The organism is Rossellomorea vietnamensis, assembly GCF_008180415.1.
Lineage (GTDB): Bacteria > Bacillota > Bacilli > Bacillales > Bacillaceae_B > Rossellomorea > Rossellomorea vietnamensis_C.
Window position 1 is genome coordinate 1 of record NZ_VTEI01000021.1, and the last position, 19,601, is coordinate 19,601.

Genomic DNA, 19,601 nt, shown 5'->3' on the forward strand with positions numbered 1-19,601 from the left:
TAGCTAATGCGCCGCGGGTCCATCTGTAAGTGGCAGCCGAAGCCGCCTTTCCACTTTTCCTCATGCGAGGAAAAGAACTATCCGGTATTAGCCCCGGTTTCCCGGAGTTATCCCAGTCTTACAGGCAGGTTACCCACGTGTTACTCACCCGTCCGCCGCTGACTTCAGGGAGCAAGCTCCCATCAGTCCGCTCGACTTGCATGTATTAGGCACGCCGCCAGCGTTCGTCCTGAGCCAGGATCAAACTCTCCGAAAGAAGTTTGACTTGCTCATTTGCTATTTTTAAAGTATTAGCAACTTTGTAAGAAACATGTTCTTACTAGATTTACGTTGACGTTTTGTTTGTTGTTTTGTTCAGTTTTCAAGGTTCATTCTTCGTTCGCCGTGTTTCAAAAGCGACTTTATTATCATAACACCGTGCTGCTTTAATGTCAAACATTTTTTTGAAATGTTTTTTTAAGCAGTGTGTTTGTTTTGTCGTTTGCAGCGACGAATAATAATATATCATGATAATATTATTCGCGCAATACTTTTTTGAAATCTTTTTTGAAAATCATAATTTTTTTCCTGCCTGCATACGTTTCTTAATAAATATATCGAGGGAAAGGAGCCAGTTTTATCTCATGGTCGTACAAGCAGCCCTTATTCTTTCATTCATCATGGCTATATATTTATTTGCCTTTTCTTTTGTACATGCCATCAAAATCGGAGAATCCGAAACAGAAGTCCAAGGCGGGACATTCATTTTCTCTGTAGTCATGGCTTTTGTTTTTTCTGGACTGACTTATGTTTTTATTCAATAAAACTAAAATGGAGGAAGGCCCGCCAGGTGTCCTTCCTCCATTTTTTATGTGGAGCCGAATAGTATTATCTCATTATTTTTCATAGTCTTCTTGCAATAGTGCAGAGAGGGATGCATCTACAAACCTCCCTTTTTCAAAGAAACGTTTTCGCTGTGTTCCTTCATATAGAAAGCCGCACTTCTCAAGAGCATTTCTTGACCTATCATTTGCAGGGTCATAAAAGGCTTCGATCCGATTAACTCCCATCTCTTCGAATGCGTATGTAAATATGGCATTCAACGCTTCATTCATTATTCCTCTTCCCCAGTAATCGGGACTAAGTTCATATCCAGTTTCTACTTTAAAATGTTCTGTTTCCATTTCATGAAAGCCGCAGGTTCCTATTAATTCCTTTTCATGTTTAAGAGTGATCGCCCATCTCAATTGGGTATGAGTCTTGAAGCCAGCAGCAATTTTTTCTATGAGCGCTTCCGCTTGAGCGACTTCCGTGAAAGTTTCCAGGTCATAGTATTCGGTTACTCGGTCATCGGAAAAATTTTTATATATGGCGTTGGTATCTTCCGCTTTTATTTCCCTTAACTTTAACCTTTCTGTTTCCAGTACCGGGAACCTATTAAAGCCATTCTCCATTGGTATCATCCTCCTTTTATTTCTAATGCTGCTCGTTTTTTTATTTTCCGCTCTTCTCTCACAAAGAAGAAGATACCCAGCAGAATAACTCCTCCGCCAATTACCTGAGACAAAATAATTGATTCACTTAAAAGATAATAAGCTAGTATTGAAGCGCCGATCGGCTCAAAAAGGATTGCCATGGAAATGGTTGAGGTGCTGACCCATTTCAGAGACCAATTAAACAAGGTATGCCCAAGCAAGGTGGGTATGATGGCCAGCAGTATAAAGTAAATCCATTCTTCTTTTGGATAAGGGCCAAGTTTTTCTCCTTTAATTAGTACATAGAAAAACAGCACAATTGTACTCATTAGATATACGATAAATGTGTATGTAATCACAGACAGCCGTTTTCTTACATTCTGGCCGAACAATAAGTAGGCCGTTACCAATGCACATGCCAAAAGTGCAAGCAGATCTCCCCACAAAGCCATTCCGCTTATACGGAAATCCCCCCAGCTGATGATAAAACTTCCTACAATAGCGAGAAGAGCTGAAAGCAGAGCCGTTTTACTGAACTTTTCTTGGAAGAAAAGATAAGTCCCAGCAAAAGCGAAGAGAGGCTGCAGCGTGACTAATACTGTAGAGCTGGCAACAGATGTGTAGTTCAATGACTCAAACCAGAGAATAAAATGAAAAGCCAGAAAGAATCCGGCTGCGACTGTATATCCCCAGTCTCTGATTGTTATACTCCTCAGTTCTCTTCTATATTTCAATAGAAACACTGGTGACATCAGTAAGATGGTGAATAACAGCCTGTAAAATGCAATGACTCCCGCATCTGAGCTGGACACTTTTACTAAGATGGCTGATGTTGATACTGATATTACCCCAATCATAAGAATGAAATAGGGATTCATGCGGATTTCCGGCATCTCCACGTCTCCTTTCACACAGGGAAGTCCTATCTTTCCCAAGTCTACTCTCAGGAGGTATTTAATTCTACCCTTATACAAAAATGTCCTTCATGAACTCTTGAAAAGTAAATTCTTAAGCTCAGCATTGCTGATTCTTCCTCATCAAGGATTAAAGTTAAAGAGTTTTTTTCATACATAAGAACACAAAAAAAACGACCGTCTTCTGGTCGGTTTTCTCAAGTTCTTTTATTTATATTGGTGGAAGTGATAAATGACATCCCCTGCAGTTTCTCCAGTAAATCAGATAAATTGGTTTTCTGCTTAATGGATAAGGTAAGAGTATATCTTAGCATTCCTTTATCATCCGTTTTATCTTCTTCAATATTATACTGGGAAATCTCAATATATTGTGAAGAAAGTTCAGCATTAATCTTCTTTATATGTCCTTCCCCTCGACTCAGGGTAATCGTCATGAGCAAATGCTCTTTCGTATCTGCTTTCTTTTTGTAGAGTTTTTCAAATCTGTTCAAAAAGAATAATGTTGTAATAATGATGATTGTTGCCAGAACTGCTTCATAATACATACCTATCCCTACCACAATCCCGAGACCTGCCACAACCCAAATACTCGCAGCCGTGGTCAGTCCTTTGACCGTTATGCCCCCCTGAACGAGTATGGTCCCTGCTCCAAGGAATCCAATTCCGGAAATGATGTAAGAGGGGATCCTGCTCGGGTCAAAACCTCTCATATCCTCGTGGGCTCTGATATAATCCTCGAATCCAAAGAGGGACACAAGCGTCAGCATACATGACCCTACCCCCACCACGATGTGGGTCCTCAATCCTGCTGGGTGATTCTTGACCTCCCTCTCAATACCAATGAGCCCGCTCAAAAGTACAATAACCAGTAACCTAATAGTAGAAATTAACATTTCATCAGTAAAAAAAGACATCTATTCTCCTGCCTCTCCCTTACACTTTCACTTTTCTGCTCTGCATTTTTTCATATTATTTAACCTAAAAGATGCTTGATTAAACAGTTGGCTCCCAGGGAATACTCGAAATGCGCGGCGGCAGAGCTGATCACCTGTCTTTACTATTTATATGCAGATCTACCGTCTTCATTAAAGTTATTACGAATTATATAAGGGGGCTTTATGGAAGAGTGGCAGAATCTTTTCGAAAAATGGCAGCAGGAAAATAAGCTCTTGAATATAGAATACCTCATTGAAAGAAAGGGGAAATTCTCCTTTGCCGGCCGTTTACTTCAATACTCCCCCGCAAACCAATCAGTCATCTTTTATGATGACGATACAAAAACGGTCCTTTCCCTCCATTTAAATCAGATAGAGAATATTTCACAGACATCCGACTGAGAATATTTGGAAACACCCTACTCCTTGCCTTATCTGGCAGTCGGGAGGAATAAAAAGCCTTCTCCAACAGGGCTTCTGCCTTAAAAACCACAGCAGAACCGCCACATCCATGCCTCTTGACGAAATAATTCAAGGGTGATAGGATTAACTTAATTGTTTTTGTTCGGTAACACTGAAAGATTCGTCTTGATAGATTGTTTAGAGCAAGAATGGTAATACATTGTGGCCTAAAGCCACGCAGGAGGAAACACATATGTTACAAGGTAAAGTAAAATGGTTTAACGCAGAAAAAGGTTTCGGTTTCATCGAAGTTGAAGGTCAAGAAGATGTATTCGTTCACTTCTCTGCTATCCAAGGCGAAGGTTTCAAATCTCTAGATGAAGGTCAAACAGTTTCTTTCGAAATCGAAGAAGGCGCTCGCGGACCTCAAGCTGCTAACGTAACTAAGTAATAATGCAAAAGGACTCCCAATTTCGGGGTCCTTTTTTTATGTCTTTTTCTTCTTAGAGTGGATAATCCATTCAGAAAGAAGGACCTGAAGATAATGGTACGATAAGCTAGTAAACGTACCATCAAGTCTTGGTACTTCAAAGATATTGATATGATTAACAGAGTAACGTACCATTAAGTCTGGGCACCACAAAGATATTGGTATGATTAACAGAGTAACGTACCATTAAGTCTGGGCAGCACAAAGATATTGGTGCGGTTGCAAAGGAAGCGCACTATTAACCACTGCACGTTCACTAAAAGCATTCTTACTAACTAACCAGGGAGAACCCAATTATTTTAGTTTGCTTTACGAAAAAATCAGGTAAGTATATAATGAACATATCATCATAAAATAAAAAAAGAGCCCTGACGGCAATCAGGACTCTCTTACAGCGAATACCTGCATGGACATGCAGCGGCTCAACTTTAAGCTGAATACAAGAAGTAATCATCTAAAACCTTTGGCCGGGGATGGGATGGTTACTTCTTTTTTTCTGTCACCGCGATAATCGCGACAACCAGAGTACCAAACGCAATCATGATCTGAAGAACGTCTCCAATAGCAACCATAAGCGTATCACCTCCCTTCATCCGGGAGTATGAGCCGCTGCCCCATCCTGTATTTCACTGTATCTCTATTATACCATCCACAGGCTTTTTATAACTCGGCAAAAAGACCTCAAAAAAGCAGAGGCTGCAAATCACCTCCGCTTTCTCCGTTATAATCTCTTCAGTTCATTTGCCAGGAATTCTACATCTGTACCGACGACCACTTGCAGATCTTTTTGATTCAGTTTGATGACTCCTTTGGCACCAAGGCCTTTCAGCTCCGGTTCGTTCACGAGTCCTGTATCTTCCACCACAAGTCTCAGCCTGGTCACGCAGTTATCGATAGAAATAAGATTCTCTTTCCCTCCCAAAGCGGCAAGATATTTTTCAGCCATCTCTTTATAATTCCCAACTGCACCTGGAGAGAACTCTCCTTCCACCTCGACTTCGCGGCCTGGTGTTTTCAAATTAAATTTGATGATCATGAAGTAGAAAATCACAAAGTAAAGGACTCCATATACGAGACCAAGTCCCAGGAGCAAAAGAGGCTTTTGGGCAATATTAAAATTTAGGATATAATCAATCGCTCCGGCTGAGAACCCAAATCCGTGATGTATATCGAGAACATAAGCCAGTGACATAGCAGCTCCTGTTAACACGGCATGCGCAAGATAAAGGACAGGCGACAAGAACATGAACAAGAACTCGATAGGTTCAGTGATTCCTGTCAGAAAGGAGGTAAAGGCAATTCCTATCATCGCTCCACTGATTAACTTACGCCTTTCTTTTTTCGCTGCAGCAATCATGGCCAAAGCAGCTGCAGGCAAACCGAACATCATGACAGGAAAGAAGCCGGTCATAAAGGCACCTGCATCCGGATCTTTTGCGAAAAATCGCGTCAAGTCACCCTTGACGACTTCACCAGCTGCGTTCGTAAATTCCCCAAACTCAAACCATACCAAAGTATTTAAAACGTGATGCAGTCCAAGCGGGATAAGTAGTCGATTTAAGAAGCCAAACATGCCGACCCCCAGTGCACCTGCTCCGACAATCCATTCACCAATCCCATTGATTGCATCTTGAATCGGCGGCCACGCATAACCAAATACACCGGCCAACAGGATCATCACCAGTGAGGTTATAATTGGAACAAAACGGCGGCCCCCAAAGAAGCCAAGGTAATCAGGCAGCTTCTTATCATGGTATCGGTTATAAAGCAGGCCCGCTACCACCCCTGATAAGATTCCTCCCAAAACCCCCATATTAATATCAGCACTAATCGCTTTCGTTCCCTCACCTAATACAAGAAATCCAATGGCACCCGCCAAACCGGCTGCACCGTTTCCATCCTTGGAAAGACCGATCGCAACACCAATGGCAAATAATAAGGCCAAATGGTCAAAAATTGCTTTACCCGCAGCAGAAACAAAGGCAATATCCAATAAGTCCGGCTGTCCCAGCCGCAAAAGCAATGCAGCTGCTGGAAGGACAGCGATCGGAAGCATCAATGCTTTACCGATTCGTTGCAAAAATCCCAACATGTCAATCCCCTCTTTCCTATAATAGTAGTAATCCTTATAAGGGCCCGTACTCTAAAATATGAGAAAGAGAGGTCAAATTAGAACATTACCAAAAAATAAGAGCGCTTCATCAAGAAAGCGCTCTTAACATGCCGGTAAATAGGTGCTATGGGGTTACCGGAAGAAATAGTCTATGACTCCTCCTTTTTCGGCATTCACTCTAATTTCAATACTATGAGGAGCTGACCCATAGGGCTGTTCAACTTCTTCTAGCCAAAATTGATCAGTTTGATTGATAGTAACATAGGGTGTTTCCTTGAATGCAGTCACATACTCGTCTTGATTCACTTCTACGTTCTTTCCATCCTTTTTCAAAATGTACACACCATTCTCTTCGGTACCGACAGACTCCCCGGTATGATTTTCGAACCATTCATTGATCTCCCGGTCTCTCCTTGCGAGGTCAAGGATATTCTCTTCGGTAACTTCCGTTTCTGGGAACGTAACATTTAAGAGAAAATGTTGATTCAGCGTACAGGTTTCTTGATTATTTTGACCCTCGTAACCACATACATCGAGCATGATTCCTTCAAGAGGAAGTCTATGGTTTTTAATTTTTTCAAGCCCGTTGTCAGTCACTGAGAATTTCTGCGCTTCCCTGACCGCATATCCATGCCGGTTTCCTTCAGAACTGATGGTGTAATACTGAATTCCCGAATGGTTAAACATTGCAGATGATAGAGCATCAAGATGGCTGAAGAAGTGAATGGCTTCCGATTCTTCAGAGATCAACATTCCTTTTTCCTGCCGGTATCGATTTATTTCCAGGTTTTTTTCCTCGTCAAGTTGAAGATGGTAATTGACATAACCATCGGGAGCCAGCTCTGTCAGCTTTATATTCAGAGAATAAAGTTCGCCGTCCTTGTCAAAAGTCGTTTCAAAACTTTCAACGACAGCATAGCTTCCCTGCCCCAGCTCCTCCTGCACTTTCTTCCACTCTTCTTCAAAACTGATTTTATCCAAATGATGACTTTCCAACTCAACCACCCTAGGCCATTCATAAGCTGTTTTTTGTAAAAGGGGAATCGCCAGAGAGATCAGAAAGACGGCAAAACCAAGAAAGGCAGCCTCCCGCTTTCTTTGAAAATTTGTGTTAGGCCTTAAAAATAATATAAAAATGATGAAGCCGAGTGGCAGCTTTATAGAATTGAAGCCAAATGAAAATGCCCCAAGAATGCTGCAGCCGACTAATTTAAGCAAAATATGCGGTTCGTCTGTTTTAGGTCTGGAATAAATATAGAAAATGCCCATCGCCTGAAGCAGAAACAGCGCCCCCATTATTATGTTATCCTTATAATTCTTCCTTTCATCTGAAGCATTATCTCATATGCATCCCTATGCTATAATGTCTCAGGAATAGAAATCCCCTTAAAATCTTGCTATATTATAAAGGTAGACAAGCAACGAAAGGATGTTGTGATATGACAAGCCATGACGAGAACCAAAACGAAAACATTGTTTACTATAAAGACGAACCTGATGAAGTCAGCGGCAGGTGCGAATGCGGAAATAAGCTGTTCAAATCGACTGTTAAAGACGGTATGTTTTACCGTAAGTGCAGAGAATGCGGCAAAACGAAAATCGTGTAAAAACATAGGCCCGCTCTTCAAAGGCAGCTACAATCAGATAGCTCAAAAATACAGCCTTCCCCAATAAGGAAGGCTACATTTTTACATTCGGGTTTCGGTCATTGTCATACTTCTTAAATAAATGTCTTCCTGCAATGACGAGCAGCGCTAACGCTGCATATACCATAAACAGAACCAGGAATCCCCATAACCCGATGACTGCATCTGCAAATTCCATATTGCCCCTATTTGTGATGGCCTGCTGGATCTCGATTGCAAACACTAGTACGAACATGAAAGTCATCGTATATAAAAAGGATATCATCGTAATTCCAAAAGGCATTTTTGACAGCCACTTCGTTACCGCAAAGATAAAGAAAAAGACACCGATCCCGATAACTCCCATAATCCAGAAATGCAATTCTTTGTCTGTTAAATTAAGCCCCAGTACATCATTGGAAATTCTAATCAAAATATCATGAAGTCCATTCACCGCTTCTGCCAGCAGCTTTATGCCATCTCTCAATTCTTCTCACCCATTTCTCGCTGAAAATTATTTCTTTTCATTATAACAATATAGAAAAGGGTGTGATACATGTATAGTGGTTGATCCTGCATTTTGGTTCAGATGAGTCCCAGAATCCGTATTTCCCCCTGGATACTTTGGTTTTTGCTTGTACCAACAGAGAGTGTTTTTCTCTCTTGCTTAAGAGGATTTTTCCGTTTCATTAGCTAACAGCCGGAAACTTTATAAAAAGACTCTTTCAACAAACCTTCCCCCTCAGCTATGAACCGTGACCGGACTTGATGAATGCCACCTATTGGTAAAAGCACTCTCGATAAAAGATTTGTTTTCGCCGTACAAGCGGATAACATCCTTGATTTCCTCTGACAGGTATTTCTCATTGCGATTATGAGCCAGATCCGGGTAACCTGATCCTCTCTGTAAGTAATCCGATGAGCCTACTTTATACCACCTATCTTCTTCAAGTGGCTTTTCTCCAATCAGGATATGATTAACCCTTGTACCGTCATGCTCTATTTTTGCTCCTGAAACATGAAGCCTCCCCACATATCTCCCTCTGAACCCCGGCCCTCTTCCATCTGCCAGGCAGACTTGTGCATCAAGCGACTGCTCGATCGCTGCTTTTAAATATTTCCCCTGTATTTCAAAGATTGTCGGGTTCAAAGGCGATGGACAAATCTCTATCAGCTTTTTATTTGAAAGATAATCGAAAGCTCCTGCATTCACAATACCGCTGTTGATCAACCCAATTTCAGCATTCAGCATATCTTTTAATCCATCTGCGATTAAGTTGCTGATTGGGTTTTCCTCTACCACATCATGCCAAAGCGGTCGTGGCAGAGGATAGAGCGGCTGGCTTAGTACGGAGATGGCTTTTGCTTTATTCTGTTTTAAAAGGCAGACCACTTCCTCATCCTCTTGTTCATCCCTGGTCGGCAGCGTTTCAGAATGAATCAATTTCACTCCTTCCGCTGACACTTCCACTTCGATAAGACCGATATGTTCACCATAGCAGCCAGCACTGTTCAAAATCGTACCATTGATGACTTTGGCTTTTGAATAAAGCTGATGATCATGAGAAGAAATGACGATATCTATGCCGTCCAATTCCTTTGCGAGTTCATCATCCGCAAAGGAGCCAACATGGTTCAGCACAATGCTGATATCATATTTACCTTTATTCCGATTCAATTCCTGAAGAAGTGCTTCTTTATAAGGACTGATATGGACTCCCAACCCATCATTAAAATCTCCAAGATCCGGAGAAGATCCCGTAATCAATATCCGGAGGCCATTCTTCTCTATGATGGTTGAAGTGACCACTCCGTCCAGAACAGACTTATCTTTTCTTAACAGGTTATTGCTGATGAATGGAACTGAACTTCTGCTTGCCATAAATTGCAGTGTCTCCACTCCATTGAACGTTTCATTATTGCCGATGGTGATGGCATCATATTCGGCAGACTCCAGCAGTTCAATCGCAGCCGCTCCCCGTGTTCCTTGTAGTTCAATACTTTTAAAGTCAGCAAAATCACCCGCATCCAGGAGCAGTGTATTTTCATCCTTAAGCTTTCTTATCAGCGATACAGCTCTCGAATAGTGATTAAAGTGACTATGCAGATCGTTTGTATGCAAGATTTTTAATTTCATGTTCCACCTCATTTTTCTATAGATATCCAGTCCATCTCTACCCTTTCTAAAAACTTTTCCATATTCCTGCAAAAAATAAAAATTCACAATATTTTAATTCCATTTTCTTCTTTCTTTACTGTTTAAATTTATCTCAATTAGGCTATAATACCTATAGGAACGGAGATGTTATATATGAACAAAGACATTGAAACCCTGATGTTTATCAAAGAGCTGGGCAGATTGCTCGATGATTATAAAAGATGTCCTGACATTCAATTGAAAGCATTTATAGAGGACGATATAAATTTGTTAACCCAGATTATACATCCAAACTAACTTTACCATAACAGCCTTTATCCAAATTTTGGAGGAGGCTTATTTTTTGTTTCTAACTTTAGTATGTTAAAGCAGAAGATTCCTTTTTCTGCTTCCTCCTTTGAAATATTTGGATCTTTTCACTTAGATTGATCAGGTTAGCAGTTACTAATCTATTTCATGTGGTAATATTATATCGATAGCCCACTGAGTATACCAGAGATGCTCTTAATTATATTGCTGGAGGAAAAAAATGACGACTGAAATTCAAGCATTGGGTAAAATGTTATTAATAAAGAAGCACGATATTGCATTAGAGATACATAGAGATAGAATGGCTGCTGTGCCACTGACTGAAACACAAAAACGCAATTTTGCAAAAATTGAACCGAAGATCCTTGAATTACGAGCAGAATTCATCGGTCTGTTTGGGGAAGCTTTAGTTGAACATGAGGATAAACAAAAAGCGATAGAGCAGGTCCGTGAGTGGGGGACCAGGAACGGGGAATATTTTTTCCATTTGGGTGCACCGTTGAAAGAAGCACTCAGAGACACTAGTTTTTACAGAGAGTATATTTGGAAGGCAATTAGGAAGGCAGCTGAAGAGAGTCCGATTTCATCTGACACCCTTTTTGAGATTGTATTTATCATTGATCCTTTACTGGATAGTGCCGTCTATTATTTCAGTCTCAATTACGTTGACAGCTTTCAGCGGTCGATGGAAAATGCCCGTTCTGCTTTTATGGAATTATCAGTACCTGTTGTTCCACTGGGGCCGGAAGTTGGCATCTTGCCTTTGATTGGAAATATTGATACGGAACGAGCAAGGCTTTTAATGGAAGAAACACTGAGGCAGTCCGAAAGTTTAAAACTGAGCATCCTCGTCCTCGACCTGTCAGGGGTCCTGACCGTCGATACCATGGTAGCCGATCAATTATTCAAAGTAATTGAAGCCTTGTCGCTCATCGGGGTGAGGACAATTATTACGGGGATCCGCCCTGAGGTCTCCCATACTATGGTGACCTTAGGAGTCGACCTGAATCACCTGACGATCAAAGGAACTCTTCACCAGGCACTGAAGGATCTTAAATTTTATTCTCTATCTTAAATGGTTTTTCCAGGCAGGCCCGGTATAACGTGGCTGCCTTTTTTATTGTATTTGAAGAAAGCTGCACTTAATGAAGGACTGATTGAAGTATAAGGGAGATACACACCATGCTAGAATGCGAAATCACCTTTATAGTAGGGTGTCGACTGCTTCGACAACATGCTAGAGTGCCAGTTCATCTTTTTGCTAGGTTATTTACCGCCTAAACACCCTATTAAAAGGCCAATTTATCTTTTTAGTAGGGGGATTACCGCCTAAACACCATACTAAAATGGCTATTCATCTTTTTAGTAGGGGGATTACCGCTTAAACACCATACTAAAAGGCCAATTTATCTTTTTAGCAGGGGGATTACCGCCTAAACACCATACTAAAATGGCGATTCTTCTTTTTAGTAGGGGGATTACCGCTTAAACACCATACTAAAAGGCCAATTTATCTTTTTAGCAGGGGGATTACCGCCTAAACACCATACTAAAATGGCGATTCTTCTTTTTAGTAGGGGGATTACCGCTTAAACACCATACTAAAGTGGCTATTCTTCTTTTTAGTAGGGGGATTACCGCTTAAACACCATACTAAAGTGGCGATTCTTCTTTTTAGTAGGGCGATTACCGCCTAAACACTATACTAAAGTGGCGATTCTTCTTTTTAGTAGGGCGATTACGGGATACATGAGTGTTTTCAATCGTACTAATGGGCGGGGTGCATTGAGGTAAGTTCCTTATGTTTCAAATCATCCAAAGCCAGGCACTTGATACATTGAATGTTTAGAGAGGAAATCACACGAGAATATAGTCTTATTTTAAATCCTCTTTCAATCATTACAAAGCTTCCTATCAACCTAAAAAATGTTATCCCTTCTTTATTCAGTAAAATACCTTACCTTCCTGCCTTTCCTTTATATAGCAAATTTATCATACACCGTTTTAATGTATTTACCGCTAGTGTTGTAGAAGACTTCTTTCATATAGTACCATTGAGAGTCTTTGTCGCTGTATATTTTTATATACCCGGTAGAAGTGTAGGTCGTTTTGACGTATTTCCATGTGTGTCCTTCTCCTATCGGAACATACAAGGGGCTGATTTCATCTTCAGCTTGGATCTCTGCTGCTTCCTCAGATCCTGCTGCTGAAACTCCTTCGACACCTATTAGTCCTGCTGCCATTATTACGCCTGCCATACTTATTGGTGCTTTTTTACTAACCATCATTGCCTCCCCTGTACTTTCACTAAAAAACTAGTTCATTTTCTCTTATTCTAGCTTTATCATATAGCTCTATTCTCTTATACCTCCGAACAATCCTTCCAATTCTTTGAAATTCAGCTGCTGTTTTAATTATTCTTTTTGTTTATATTTCTCTAATTGCCCCCCTGGAGGCAGAATAAGCAGGGTAAAAAAAGAGCGACTGTCCCTTTGTGCATTTTCATCCAAGAAAGCCTGTTAATAAAAGGCTCTTTTCGTAAACTTTGTTGCTTTTCGATACTAAAAAACTACTCATAATTCACCTTAATAACCTTGTGATCATGAAAAGAAAAGTGCTACTTCCCCGATGAGAGAAAAACCCCTTAGTATCAGGGGAAAAACCGGCTCCTGGGATTTATCCGAAAGCAACAATCTATGCGAAAACAGCCTAATAAAAAAAGGCCCCAATCACCAAATGTTGATTGGGGTCTTTTCGTATATAAGTTATCTTACATTCATTTCATTCGGATGCGGACCTTTGCGTCTATCCTTGTTCAATCCATCAATTTGCTTCATCTCTTCAGCAGAAAGTTCAAAGTCAAAGACATTGAAGTTTTCTTCAATTCTGGATGGAGTGACTGATTTTGGGATGACAATCGTATTGTTTTGCAGATGCCAGCGAAGCACTACTTGTGCAGGTGACTTCCCATGAGCTTCAGCAATCTTGGTGATCACTTCATTTTGCAGAACTTCACCGCCCTGCTCCAGCGGACTCCAAGCTTCAACAAAGATATCATGCTTCTCACAGAATTCCTTCAATTCATTTTGAGCAAGATGTGGATGACATTCCACCTGGTTCAGGACAGGCTTGATATCACACTCATTCAACAAGCGCTCCAAATGTTCAATCTCAAAGTTGCAGACACCGATCGCTTTAACTTTACCGTCATTATAAAGCTTTTCAAGTGCTTTATATGTGTCCACATACTCATCAAATTCAGGAGTCGGCCAATGAATCAGGTACAGGTCAACATAATCAAGGCCAAGTCTTTCCAAACTCTCATCAAAAGCACGCAGTGTATTGTCATAGCCTTGATCACTGTTCCAGACTTTCGTCGTGATGAATAACTCTTCACGGGGAACAGAAGTTTCTTTCAGTGCTTTTCCTACACCTTCTTCGTTTTGATAAATCATGGCAGTGTCGATTGATGTATAACCAGTTTCAATAGCCTTTGAGACTGCAGCCGTCGCTTGATCATTCTCTACCTGCCATACACCGAACCCAAGCTGCGGCATTTTAAGACCATTATTTAGAGTCACGAAATTCATTGTACATTTCTCCTTTTTCATAAATTCCTTATAAGTGAAGGACAATTATAAGGTTTACCCCTCAAGCATTCTTTATTCAATCTATCACCATGAGGCTTATTGCCATTATACAAAAGCCTGGGTGACTTATTAAAGAATTTAGACTCGTACATCACTATAATTATTTTCTCCTCTTCAATAACTCTCTTACCTCTTCAAAAATTACCGCCTTAACTTATTCATCATTTTTTCTCATTTTCATTGACTAACAAGCACAACTCCTATATGGTTATATATATAACTATATAACCATATAACACTAAGGAGTGAATGTTGTGGTGATGAACGATTGAGCCAGCCATTTGATGATAACAGGCCTATCTTTATCCAGATCAAAGAACGGATAGAGGATCAGATTGTTAATGATCAACTACAAGAGCATGACCAGATCCCGTCGACCACCCAGCTGGTCAAATTTTATAAAATAAACCATTTAACTATAGCAAAAGGAATCAACCTGTTAGTGGATGCAGGAATCATTTATAAGAAGAGAGGTGTTGGAATGTTTGTAGCTCAGGGCGCAAAGGAATTACTTGTAGAGCATCGGAAAGAAGGATTCGTTGACCAATATATGCTGCCGCTTATCCAGGAAGCCGAGAAATTAGGCATTTCAGAGAATGAGCTGGTAGACCTGTTGAAGCAATTGAAAGGACGTGATAAAAAATGACTTTTGATATTAATATGAAAGATGTAACAGTGAGATACGGAAAGAAGGAAGCCCTGACAGACATCAATCTCCAACTTGAAAGTAAAAAGATTTATGGTCTCATAGGCAGAAATGGCGCAGGAAAATCTACTCTGCTTTCTTTATTGGCTTCTTTCACGGAACCTCATAAAGGCACATTAAGGATCGGCGGAAAGGAACCATTTGAAAATGCCGAAATCATGTCCCAAATCAGTTTCGTCTATAACACCGATTACAGTGATGAAACGGAAAAAGTGAAAGGGATGTTAGAAGCTTGTGAACGATATCGTCCAACATACAATAAAGAACTTGCGGATGAGTTGGTGAAGTTATTCAAACTACCTCTTAACACACAGGTTAAGAACCTCTCGACAGGAATGCAATCTGCACTGAATGTAACGATGGGGCTCGCCAGCAGGTCTCCCATCACAATATTTGATGAAGCCTATAACGGCATGGATGCACCTACCCGGGAATTATTTTATAAGAAGGTACTTGAGGATTTTGAAGAAGTGCCTCGCACGATCATCCTCTCCACCCATCTAGTTTCTGAAATGGACTACTTATTTGAAGAAGCTATCTTCTTGCATGAAGGAAAAGTACTTCTCAAAGAACCAGTTGACATACTGATGGAACGCGGAGCTTCCATTACAGGTTCTATTGAAGATGTAGATGCATTTGTCCGCGGTATGAGGCAGTTAAGTTCCCAAAAGCTTGGCGGGACAAAATCTGTGATGGTGTATGGAGAGATTTCAGAAGTAAAAAGACAGGAAGCAAGAAATATCGGCTTGGAAGTGGGACCTGTTTCTCTGCAGGACCTGTTCATCCATTTAACCGGTGAGGAGGTTAACGAAAATGGCCAATAATAATCAATCTGTCAAAGTCGCTGTTGATATGTCTTTCTTACAGCTGATCTGGTCTGCATGGTTCATGTCTTTTGTGTTCACTGCCTACTTGATCCTGCAGAGAGTCGTTGACAATGAGAGAGTGAATGAGCAAAGCTTCCTTACCTTTATTTATGGCCCTTCAAAGATTTACATGCTGGTGATAGGCATTATCTCCGTATATGCATTCTTGACATTTTACGTTAAAAATGGAGTTACCAGGAGGGACTATTTTAAAGGAGCAGCTGTTTCCTCGGTGGTTGTGTCGTTAGTGCTCATGACTATTGCCGGTATTATCGCAGCAATTGAACAAGTGATAGATCCAGATATAGTGACATCATCATTTGTCGGACCGGATGCCTCTTTACTAGTGACTGTACTGGCATTCAGTATTAATATCCTTGCTTCTTATACCGCCGGCTGGCTGATTGGCGCCGGGTTTTACCGTTTCGGTGGAATGGGCGGTATGTTGTATATTTTTGCTAGCATCCTCATTCTTTCGCTTTTGGATTTTCTTTGGGAGTCCGAGCTGAAAGAGCCGCTGAAATTTTTGTTAGACATCAGCCATCACCATGGCTTCTCAGCAACAACATCATTCATTTTGACAGCAGGGTTGCTGGCTGTAACTTTATGGATCATAAAGAGCACAACCAAACGGGTCCAGATTAAGCTGAAATAAGTTGACAAGGAGAACAATATAAATTTTTTAGAAAAATTATTTAATTGGATGTTGGTAATCGGCCTGATTTTTATGTTTGGACGGTTGATTACCGCAGCATTCAGGCATTTAGATATTCCATTTACAACCTTCTTTGTGGACTACAATCCGCTTCCTTTTTTTATCTTGATTATCGGAGCGGTTGGATCACAGATTATGAAAGGGATGAATAAGGGCCGATAAAAAATATTTTTTAGAATAGAACATTTTAAAAGAGTAAAAAACAAAAAATGGAGGATGAATCCGTTATGATTCATCCTCCATTTTTGTAGTTACTTCCCAGCAGCCAATTCTGCCGCAACCTTCTTATTCACAGGCATCTCTTCCAACGGATCTTCCGCTGGTGTCGAGCGCTTAATGAAGAAGGATAGAATCAAGGCTGCTCCGGCAATAAAAGAAGCCACTAGGAATGCATCATTGATTCCTTGGAGCATTGCCTCCATACCGACCTGCTGCTGCATTTGCGCCATAGCAGCTTCTGTCGGTTGTCCTGAAAGGTTTTTCATTGCATCCTGCATCAATTCTTTGGTGTGAGTGACAGTCCGGTTTGACATTATCGTGATCAGCAAGGCTGTCCCTATCGCACCGGATACTTGGTTCAACGTATTATTCATAGCTGTTCCATGAGGATAAAAACGTGCAGGAAGCTGATTCAATCCATTTGTGGAAACAGGCATCATGACCATCGACATACCGAACATCCTGATCGAGTTCAAAACGACCAAGTTCGTGTAGGATGTATCCTGAGTCAATTTACTGAACAGGTACGTAGTCACGACCGTAATCATCAATCCGCTTGTCGCTAAAATCCGGCCGCCGAATTTATCGAACAGCTTCCCGGTGATTGGTGACATGAATGCCATTACAAGAGCACCTGGCAGCATCAACAAACCGGCATCCAAAGGAGAAATTCCCCTGATTGTCTGTACATAGATCGGGATCATTAACATTCCGGAAAACAGAGCCATATTCAATACCATCGTAATGGACGATGATAAAGCAAACATTGGATACTTGAAGACTCCGAAGTTAAGCATAGGTCTTTTCATTTTTGATTGACGAAGGATAAATACCACTAAGGAAACAACCCCTAGAGCAATCGTCCCGTAAACCCAAGGACTATCCCAGCCTTTTGTACCTGCTGAGCTGAAGCCATACAATATGCTTCCGAAACCGGCACTGGACAAAATCACTGAAATGATGTCCAGGCGGATATCCACCTTTTCCTTTTTATCCTTCAATAAGAAAAGGCCGAGTAAAAAGACGATTATGGCAATCGGTGTGACAAAGTGGAATAGCATTCTCCAGTCATAATTCTCTACGATCCAGCCGGACAGTGTCGGGCCGATGGCAGGAGCCGCCATCATGATCAATCCGAACATCCCCATTGCCGCTCCCCTTTTTTCAACCGGGAAGCTGACTAACATGACATTCATCAGCAGCGGCATAAGGATCGCAGTCCCGGATGCTTGAATCATTCGGCCGGCAAGCAAGACAGGGAACACGTGGGCTATCCCTGCAAGAAGGGTACCAACTGTAAACAAGCCCATTGCCACCAAAAATAACCGGCGGACAGAATACTTTTCAATTAGAAATGCAGTTGTCGGGATCAGCACTCCGTTCACCAGCATAAAGCCGGTTGTCAGCCATTGGACGGTAGATGCTTCAATCTCCAGCTCCACCATTATAGACGGAAGTGCTATGTTCAATAATGTATTATTTAAAAATGCGATAAAAGCTCCAACCATTAAAACAGCCAATATCCCATATTGAGGACGTACATTCTTTTTTGTACTCTCCATTTATTCTCCTCCTTATACTAACAGTCCATTTTTTTATACTGTCATTTTAAACAAGATATATCATATACCATCGGTCCAAAAATATCAATTGGAAATTTTATTTTTTCTATAAAAGTTTGTAGAAGAAGCGTTATTGGGGTATCATCGACTTTATACAGTCAGTATAGTCAAGGAGGAAATCATGAATAAAAGAAAGCAGCATGTCATCACCAAAGCACATGGGCTGTTTATCGAAAAAGGATTTCAGCAGACATCCATACAGGACATTTTGGATGACAGCGGCATCTCAAAGGGAACGTTCTACAATTACTTTTCTTCAAAGAATGAGTTATTGATAGAACTGTTCAAATCCATTTACAGTGAAATTGAAAAGAAACGAAATGACCTGCTGATCAGCCAGGATCCTTCCAATATAGAAATATTCATTAAGCAAATCGCAATACAAATGATTGAAAATAAGGAAAATAAACTGATCCCGCTCTACGAGGAAGTCATGATGTCAAATGACGAGGACTTGAAAAACTCGGTCAAAAGAGGGCAATTGAAGATGATCTATTGGCTTCACAGCCGATTCCTGGACATCTTCGGCGAGAGCAAGAGGCCATACCTTTTGGACTGTGCGATCACATTCCTCGGCATCCTTCATCACAACCTTCGATATTATTCGATGGTCAACAACACGACCGCTGGCCTTCACCGTGTCGTCCATTACAGTTTTGATCGAATCGTCAACATCGCCGAGGAACTAGGTAAAGGACATAAACCGCTGTTTCAGCCTGAACTCCTGAAAGTCTGGTTCCCTGAACATCAGTGCGGCATCCAGGATTCAAAACAGGAGCTGCAGCATACTGTTTTATTTTTGAAACAGCAGATCACCGACACCCCTGATCAAGTAAAGTACCAGGAATTATTGGATTTTATCCAGGAAGAATTGCTCCACAGCCAATCTCCACGGAAGTTTCTCGTTAAAAGTGCACTCTCTTCTTTAAAAGAAGGAGAAGAAATGTTTGAGGAGAACCATTTTAATAAGCTGGAAGAGCTGATAGGAAAGTTTATAGTAGAGATGTAAAGAGATGCACAAAATTTGTGCATCTCTTTTTGCCTGCAGTATATCCTCAAGTGTTTGTTCTCCTTCACCTTCAGGATTCACTTTATGGCCGGCTTACACCCCTAAATCTCGATAGTTATAACTTCTCTAGTCATCTACTATATAAAATCCAAAGTAATTAGCAGCAACCAGCTTATGATACCTGCGGATTTCTGCGCATGAAGTAAAAATCAAACACATAAATAGAGCCAGAACCTTTGCGAGAACAGTAAAAAACGCAACCCATAAGGTTGCGTTTTCCAAGTATGGAGCATAGCGGGATCGAACCGCTGACCTCCACGCTGCCAGCGTGGCGCTCTCCCAGCTGAGCTAATGCCCCGCAATAGAATGTTGCGACGTTTTTTATTATATAAAGATTATTCTGTTTTAGCAAGT

General features: G+C 41.0%; 21 protein-coding genes, 1 tRNA gene and 1 rRNA gene. 10 read left to right on the forward strand and 13 right to left on the reverse strand.

From position 1 onward, the window contains the following. Window positions 1-256, reverse strand: a 16S ribosomal RNA gene (locus tag FZC78_RS21815); the annotation flags it as partial. A gap of 367 nt (window positions 257-623) precedes the next feature. Here FZC78_RS21815 and FZC78_RS21820 point away from each other — a divergent pair. Then, window positions 624-803, forward strand: coding sequence for a hypothetical protein (locus FZC78_RS21820; protein ID WP_148942189.1), 180 nt, complete (start codon window positions 624-626; stop codon window positions 801-803). Between the two features lie 72 nt (window positions 804-875). On the opposite strand, the gene FZC78_RS21825 is transcribed toward FZC78_RS21820, so the two are convergent. The 3 genes from FZC78_RS21825 to FZC78_RS21835 all read right to left on the reverse strand — a co-directional run bounded on the left by FZC78_RS21825 (window position 876) and on the right by FZC78_RS21835 (window position 3,282). Beyond that, window positions 876-1,433, reverse strand: coding sequence for a GNAT family N-acetyltransferase (locus FZC78_RS21825; protein WP_148942190.1), 558 nt, complete (start codon window positions 1,431-1,433; stop codon window positions 876-878). A 5-nt stretch (window positions 1,434-1,438) separates the two neighbouring features. Then, complete coding sequence (locus tag FZC78_RS21830; RefSeq protein WP_148942191.1) at window positions 1,439-2,347, reverse strand: DMT family transporter; 909 nt, start codon at window positions 2,345-2,347, stop codon at window positions 1,439-1,441. 218 nt (window positions 2,348-2,565) lie between these two features. Continuing rightward, on the reverse strand, window positions 2,566-3,282 hold the full coding sequence (locus tag FZC78_RS21835; RefSeq protein ID WP_148942192.1) for an MgtC/SapB family protein: 717 nt from the start codon (window positions 3,280-3,282) through the stop codon (window positions 2,566-2,568). A gap of 204 nt (window positions 3,283-3,486) precedes the next feature. On the opposite strand from FZC78_RS21835, the gene FZC78_RS21840 reads away from it, so the two are divergent. Together FZC78_RS21840 and FZC78_RS21845 are read left to right on the forward strand one after the other, a co-directional pair. After that, window positions 3,487-3,705 carry a hypothetical protein gene (locus FZC78_RS21840; RefSeq protein ID WP_148942193.1) on the forward strand — a complete coding sequence of 73 codons (219 nt, stop codon included), beginning with the start codon at window positions 3,487-3,489 and terminating at the stop codon, window positions 3,703-3,705. Between the two features lie 253 nt (window positions 3,706-3,958). Continuing rightward, window positions 3,959-4,156, forward strand: a complete 198-nt coding sequence (locus FZC78_RS21845; protein WP_113930824.1) for a cold-shock protein — start codon at window positions 3,959-3,961, stop codon at window positions 4,154-4,156. Window positions 4,157-4,677: 521 nt separating this feature from the next. Here the strand turns inward: FZC78_RS21845 and FZC78_RS24430 are convergent. The 3 genes from FZC78_RS24430 to FZC78_RS21855 all read right to left on the reverse strand — a co-directional run bounded on the left by FZC78_RS24430 (window position 4,678) and on the right by FZC78_RS21855 (window position 7,604). Continuing rightward, on the reverse strand, window positions 4,678-4,767 hold the full coding sequence (locus tag FZC78_RS24430; protein ID WP_240628433.1) for a putative holin-like toxin: 90 nt from the start codon (window positions 4,765-4,767) through the stop codon (window positions 4,678-4,680). Window positions 4,768-4,916: 149 nt separating this feature from the next. Further along, window positions 4,917-6,287 carry an N-acetylglucosamine-specific PTS transporter subunit IIBC gene (nagE, locus tag FZC78_RS21850; RefSeq protein WP_148942194.1) on the reverse strand — a complete coding sequence of 457 codons (1,371 nt, stop codon included), beginning with the start codon at window positions 6,285-6,287 and terminating at the stop codon, window positions 4,917-4,919. 153 nt (window positions 6,288-6,440) lie between these two features. After that, a complete protein-coding gene (locus tag FZC78_RS21855) occupies window positions 6,441-7,604 on the reverse strand; it encodes a hypothetical protein (protein ID WP_148942195.1) in 1,164 nt (387 codons plus the stop codon). Between the two features lie 143 nt (window positions 7,605-7,747). Between FZC78_RS21855 and FZC78_RS23945 the strand changes: the two genes are divergently transcribed. Beyond that, on the forward strand, window positions 7,748-7,915 hold the full coding sequence (locus tag FZC78_RS23945; RefSeq protein WP_187445055.1) for a hypothetical protein: 168 nt from the start codon (window positions 7,748-7,750) through the stop codon (window positions 7,913-7,915). 73 nt (window positions 7,916-7,988) lie between these two features. Here the strand turns inward: FZC78_RS23945 and FZC78_RS21860 are convergent, their stop codons facing one another. Together FZC78_RS21860 and FZC78_RS21865 are read right to left on the reverse strand one after the other, a co-directional pair. Further along, window positions 7,989-8,420, reverse strand: a complete 432-nt coding sequence (locus FZC78_RS21860) for a hypothetical protein (RefSeq protein WP_148942196.1) — start codon at window positions 8,418-8,420, stop codon at window positions 7,989-7,991. A 255-nt stretch (window positions 8,421-8,675) separates the two neighbouring features. Beyond that, on the reverse strand, window positions 8,676-10,070 hold the full coding sequence (locus FZC78_RS21865; RefSeq protein ID WP_148942197.1) for a bifunctional metallophosphatase/5'-nucleotidase: 1,395 nt from the start codon (window positions 10,068-10,070) through the stop codon (window positions 8,676-8,678). Window positions 10,071-10,244: 174 nt separating this feature from the next. On the opposite strand from FZC78_RS21865, the gene FZC78_RS23950 reads away from it, so the two are divergent. Continuing rightward, window positions 10,245-10,388, forward strand: a complete 144-nt coding sequence (locus FZC78_RS23950; RefSeq protein ID WP_187442847.1) for a hypothetical protein — start codon at window positions 10,245-10,247, stop codon at window positions 10,386-10,388. 232 nt (window positions 10,389-10,620) lie between these two features. Next, complete coding sequence (locus tag FZC78_RS21870; protein ID WP_148942198.1) at window positions 10,621-11,475, forward strand: STAS domain-containing protein; 855 nt, start codon at window positions 10,621-10,623, stop codon at window positions 11,473-11,475. Between the two features lie 901 nt (window positions 11,476-12,376). Here the strand turns inward: FZC78_RS21870 and FZC78_RS21875 are convergent. After that, window positions 12,377-12,688: a hypothetical protein gene (locus tag FZC78_RS21875; protein ID WP_148942199.1), complete on the reverse strand. Its 312-nt coding sequence runs from the start codon at window positions 12,686-12,688 to the stop codon at window positions 12,377-12,379. Between the two features lie 477 nt (window positions 12,689-13,165). Then, window positions 13,166-13,990, reverse strand: coding sequence for an aldo/keto reductase (locus FZC78_RS21880; RefSeq protein ID WP_148942200.1), 825 nt, complete (start codon window positions 13,988-13,990; stop codon window positions 13,166-13,168). A 328-nt stretch (window positions 13,991-14,318) separates the two neighbouring features. Here FZC78_RS21880 and FZC78_RS21885 point away from each other — a divergent pair, with 328 nt between their 5' ends. Genes FZC78_RS21885 through FZC78_RS21895 form a run of 3 tightly spaced genes read left to right on the forward strand, consistent with a single transcriptional unit; the run spans window position 14,319 to window position 16,277 of the window. Beyond that, window positions 14,319-14,696 (forward strand): GntR family transcriptional regulator, encoded by a 378-nt coding sequence (locus tag FZC78_RS21885; RefSeq protein ID WP_148942201.1) that lies wholly within the window; start codon window positions 14,319-14,321, stop codon window positions 14,694-14,696. Next, on the forward strand, window positions 14,693-15,580 hold the full coding sequence (locus FZC78_RS21890) for an ATP-binding cassette domain-containing protein (RefSeq protein WP_148942202.1): 888 nt from the start codon (window positions 14,693-14,695) through the stop codon (window positions 15,578-15,580). The genes FZC78_RS21885 and FZC78_RS21890 overlap by 4 nt, the downstream gene beginning before the upstream one ends. Further along, window positions 15,570-16,277 (forward strand): hypothetical protein, encoded by a 708-nt coding sequence (locus FZC78_RS21895; protein WP_148942203.1) that lies wholly within the window; start codon window positions 15,570-15,572, stop codon window positions 16,275-16,277. Before FZC78_RS21890 ends, FZC78_RS21895 begins: the two co-directional genes overlap by 11 nt. A gap of 311 nt (window positions 16,278-16,588) precedes the next feature. Here FZC78_RS21895 and FZC78_RS21900 read toward each other — a convergent pair whose 3' ends face one another. After that, window positions 16,589-18,118 carry a DHA2 family efflux MFS transporter permease subunit gene (locus FZC78_RS21900; RefSeq protein ID WP_148942204.1) on the reverse strand — a complete coding sequence of 510 codons (1,530 nt, stop codon included), beginning with the start codon at window positions 18,116-18,118 and terminating at the stop codon, window positions 16,589-16,591. Window positions 18,119-18,299: 181 nt separating this feature from the next. Between FZC78_RS21900 and FZC78_RS21905 the strand changes: the two genes are divergently transcribed. Then, on the forward strand, window positions 18,300-19,187 hold the full coding sequence (locus tag FZC78_RS21905; RefSeq protein ID WP_148942205.1) for a TetR/AcrR family transcriptional regulator: 888 nt from the start codon (window positions 18,300-18,302) through the stop codon (window positions 19,185-19,187). 285 nt (window positions 19,188-19,472) lie between these two features. On the opposite strand, the gene FZC78_RS21910 is transcribed toward FZC78_RS21905, so the two are convergent. Beyond that, window positions 19,473-19,545, reverse strand: a tRNA-Ala gene (locus tag FZC78_RS21910). Window positions 19,546-19,601 lie beyond the last annotated feature (56 nt).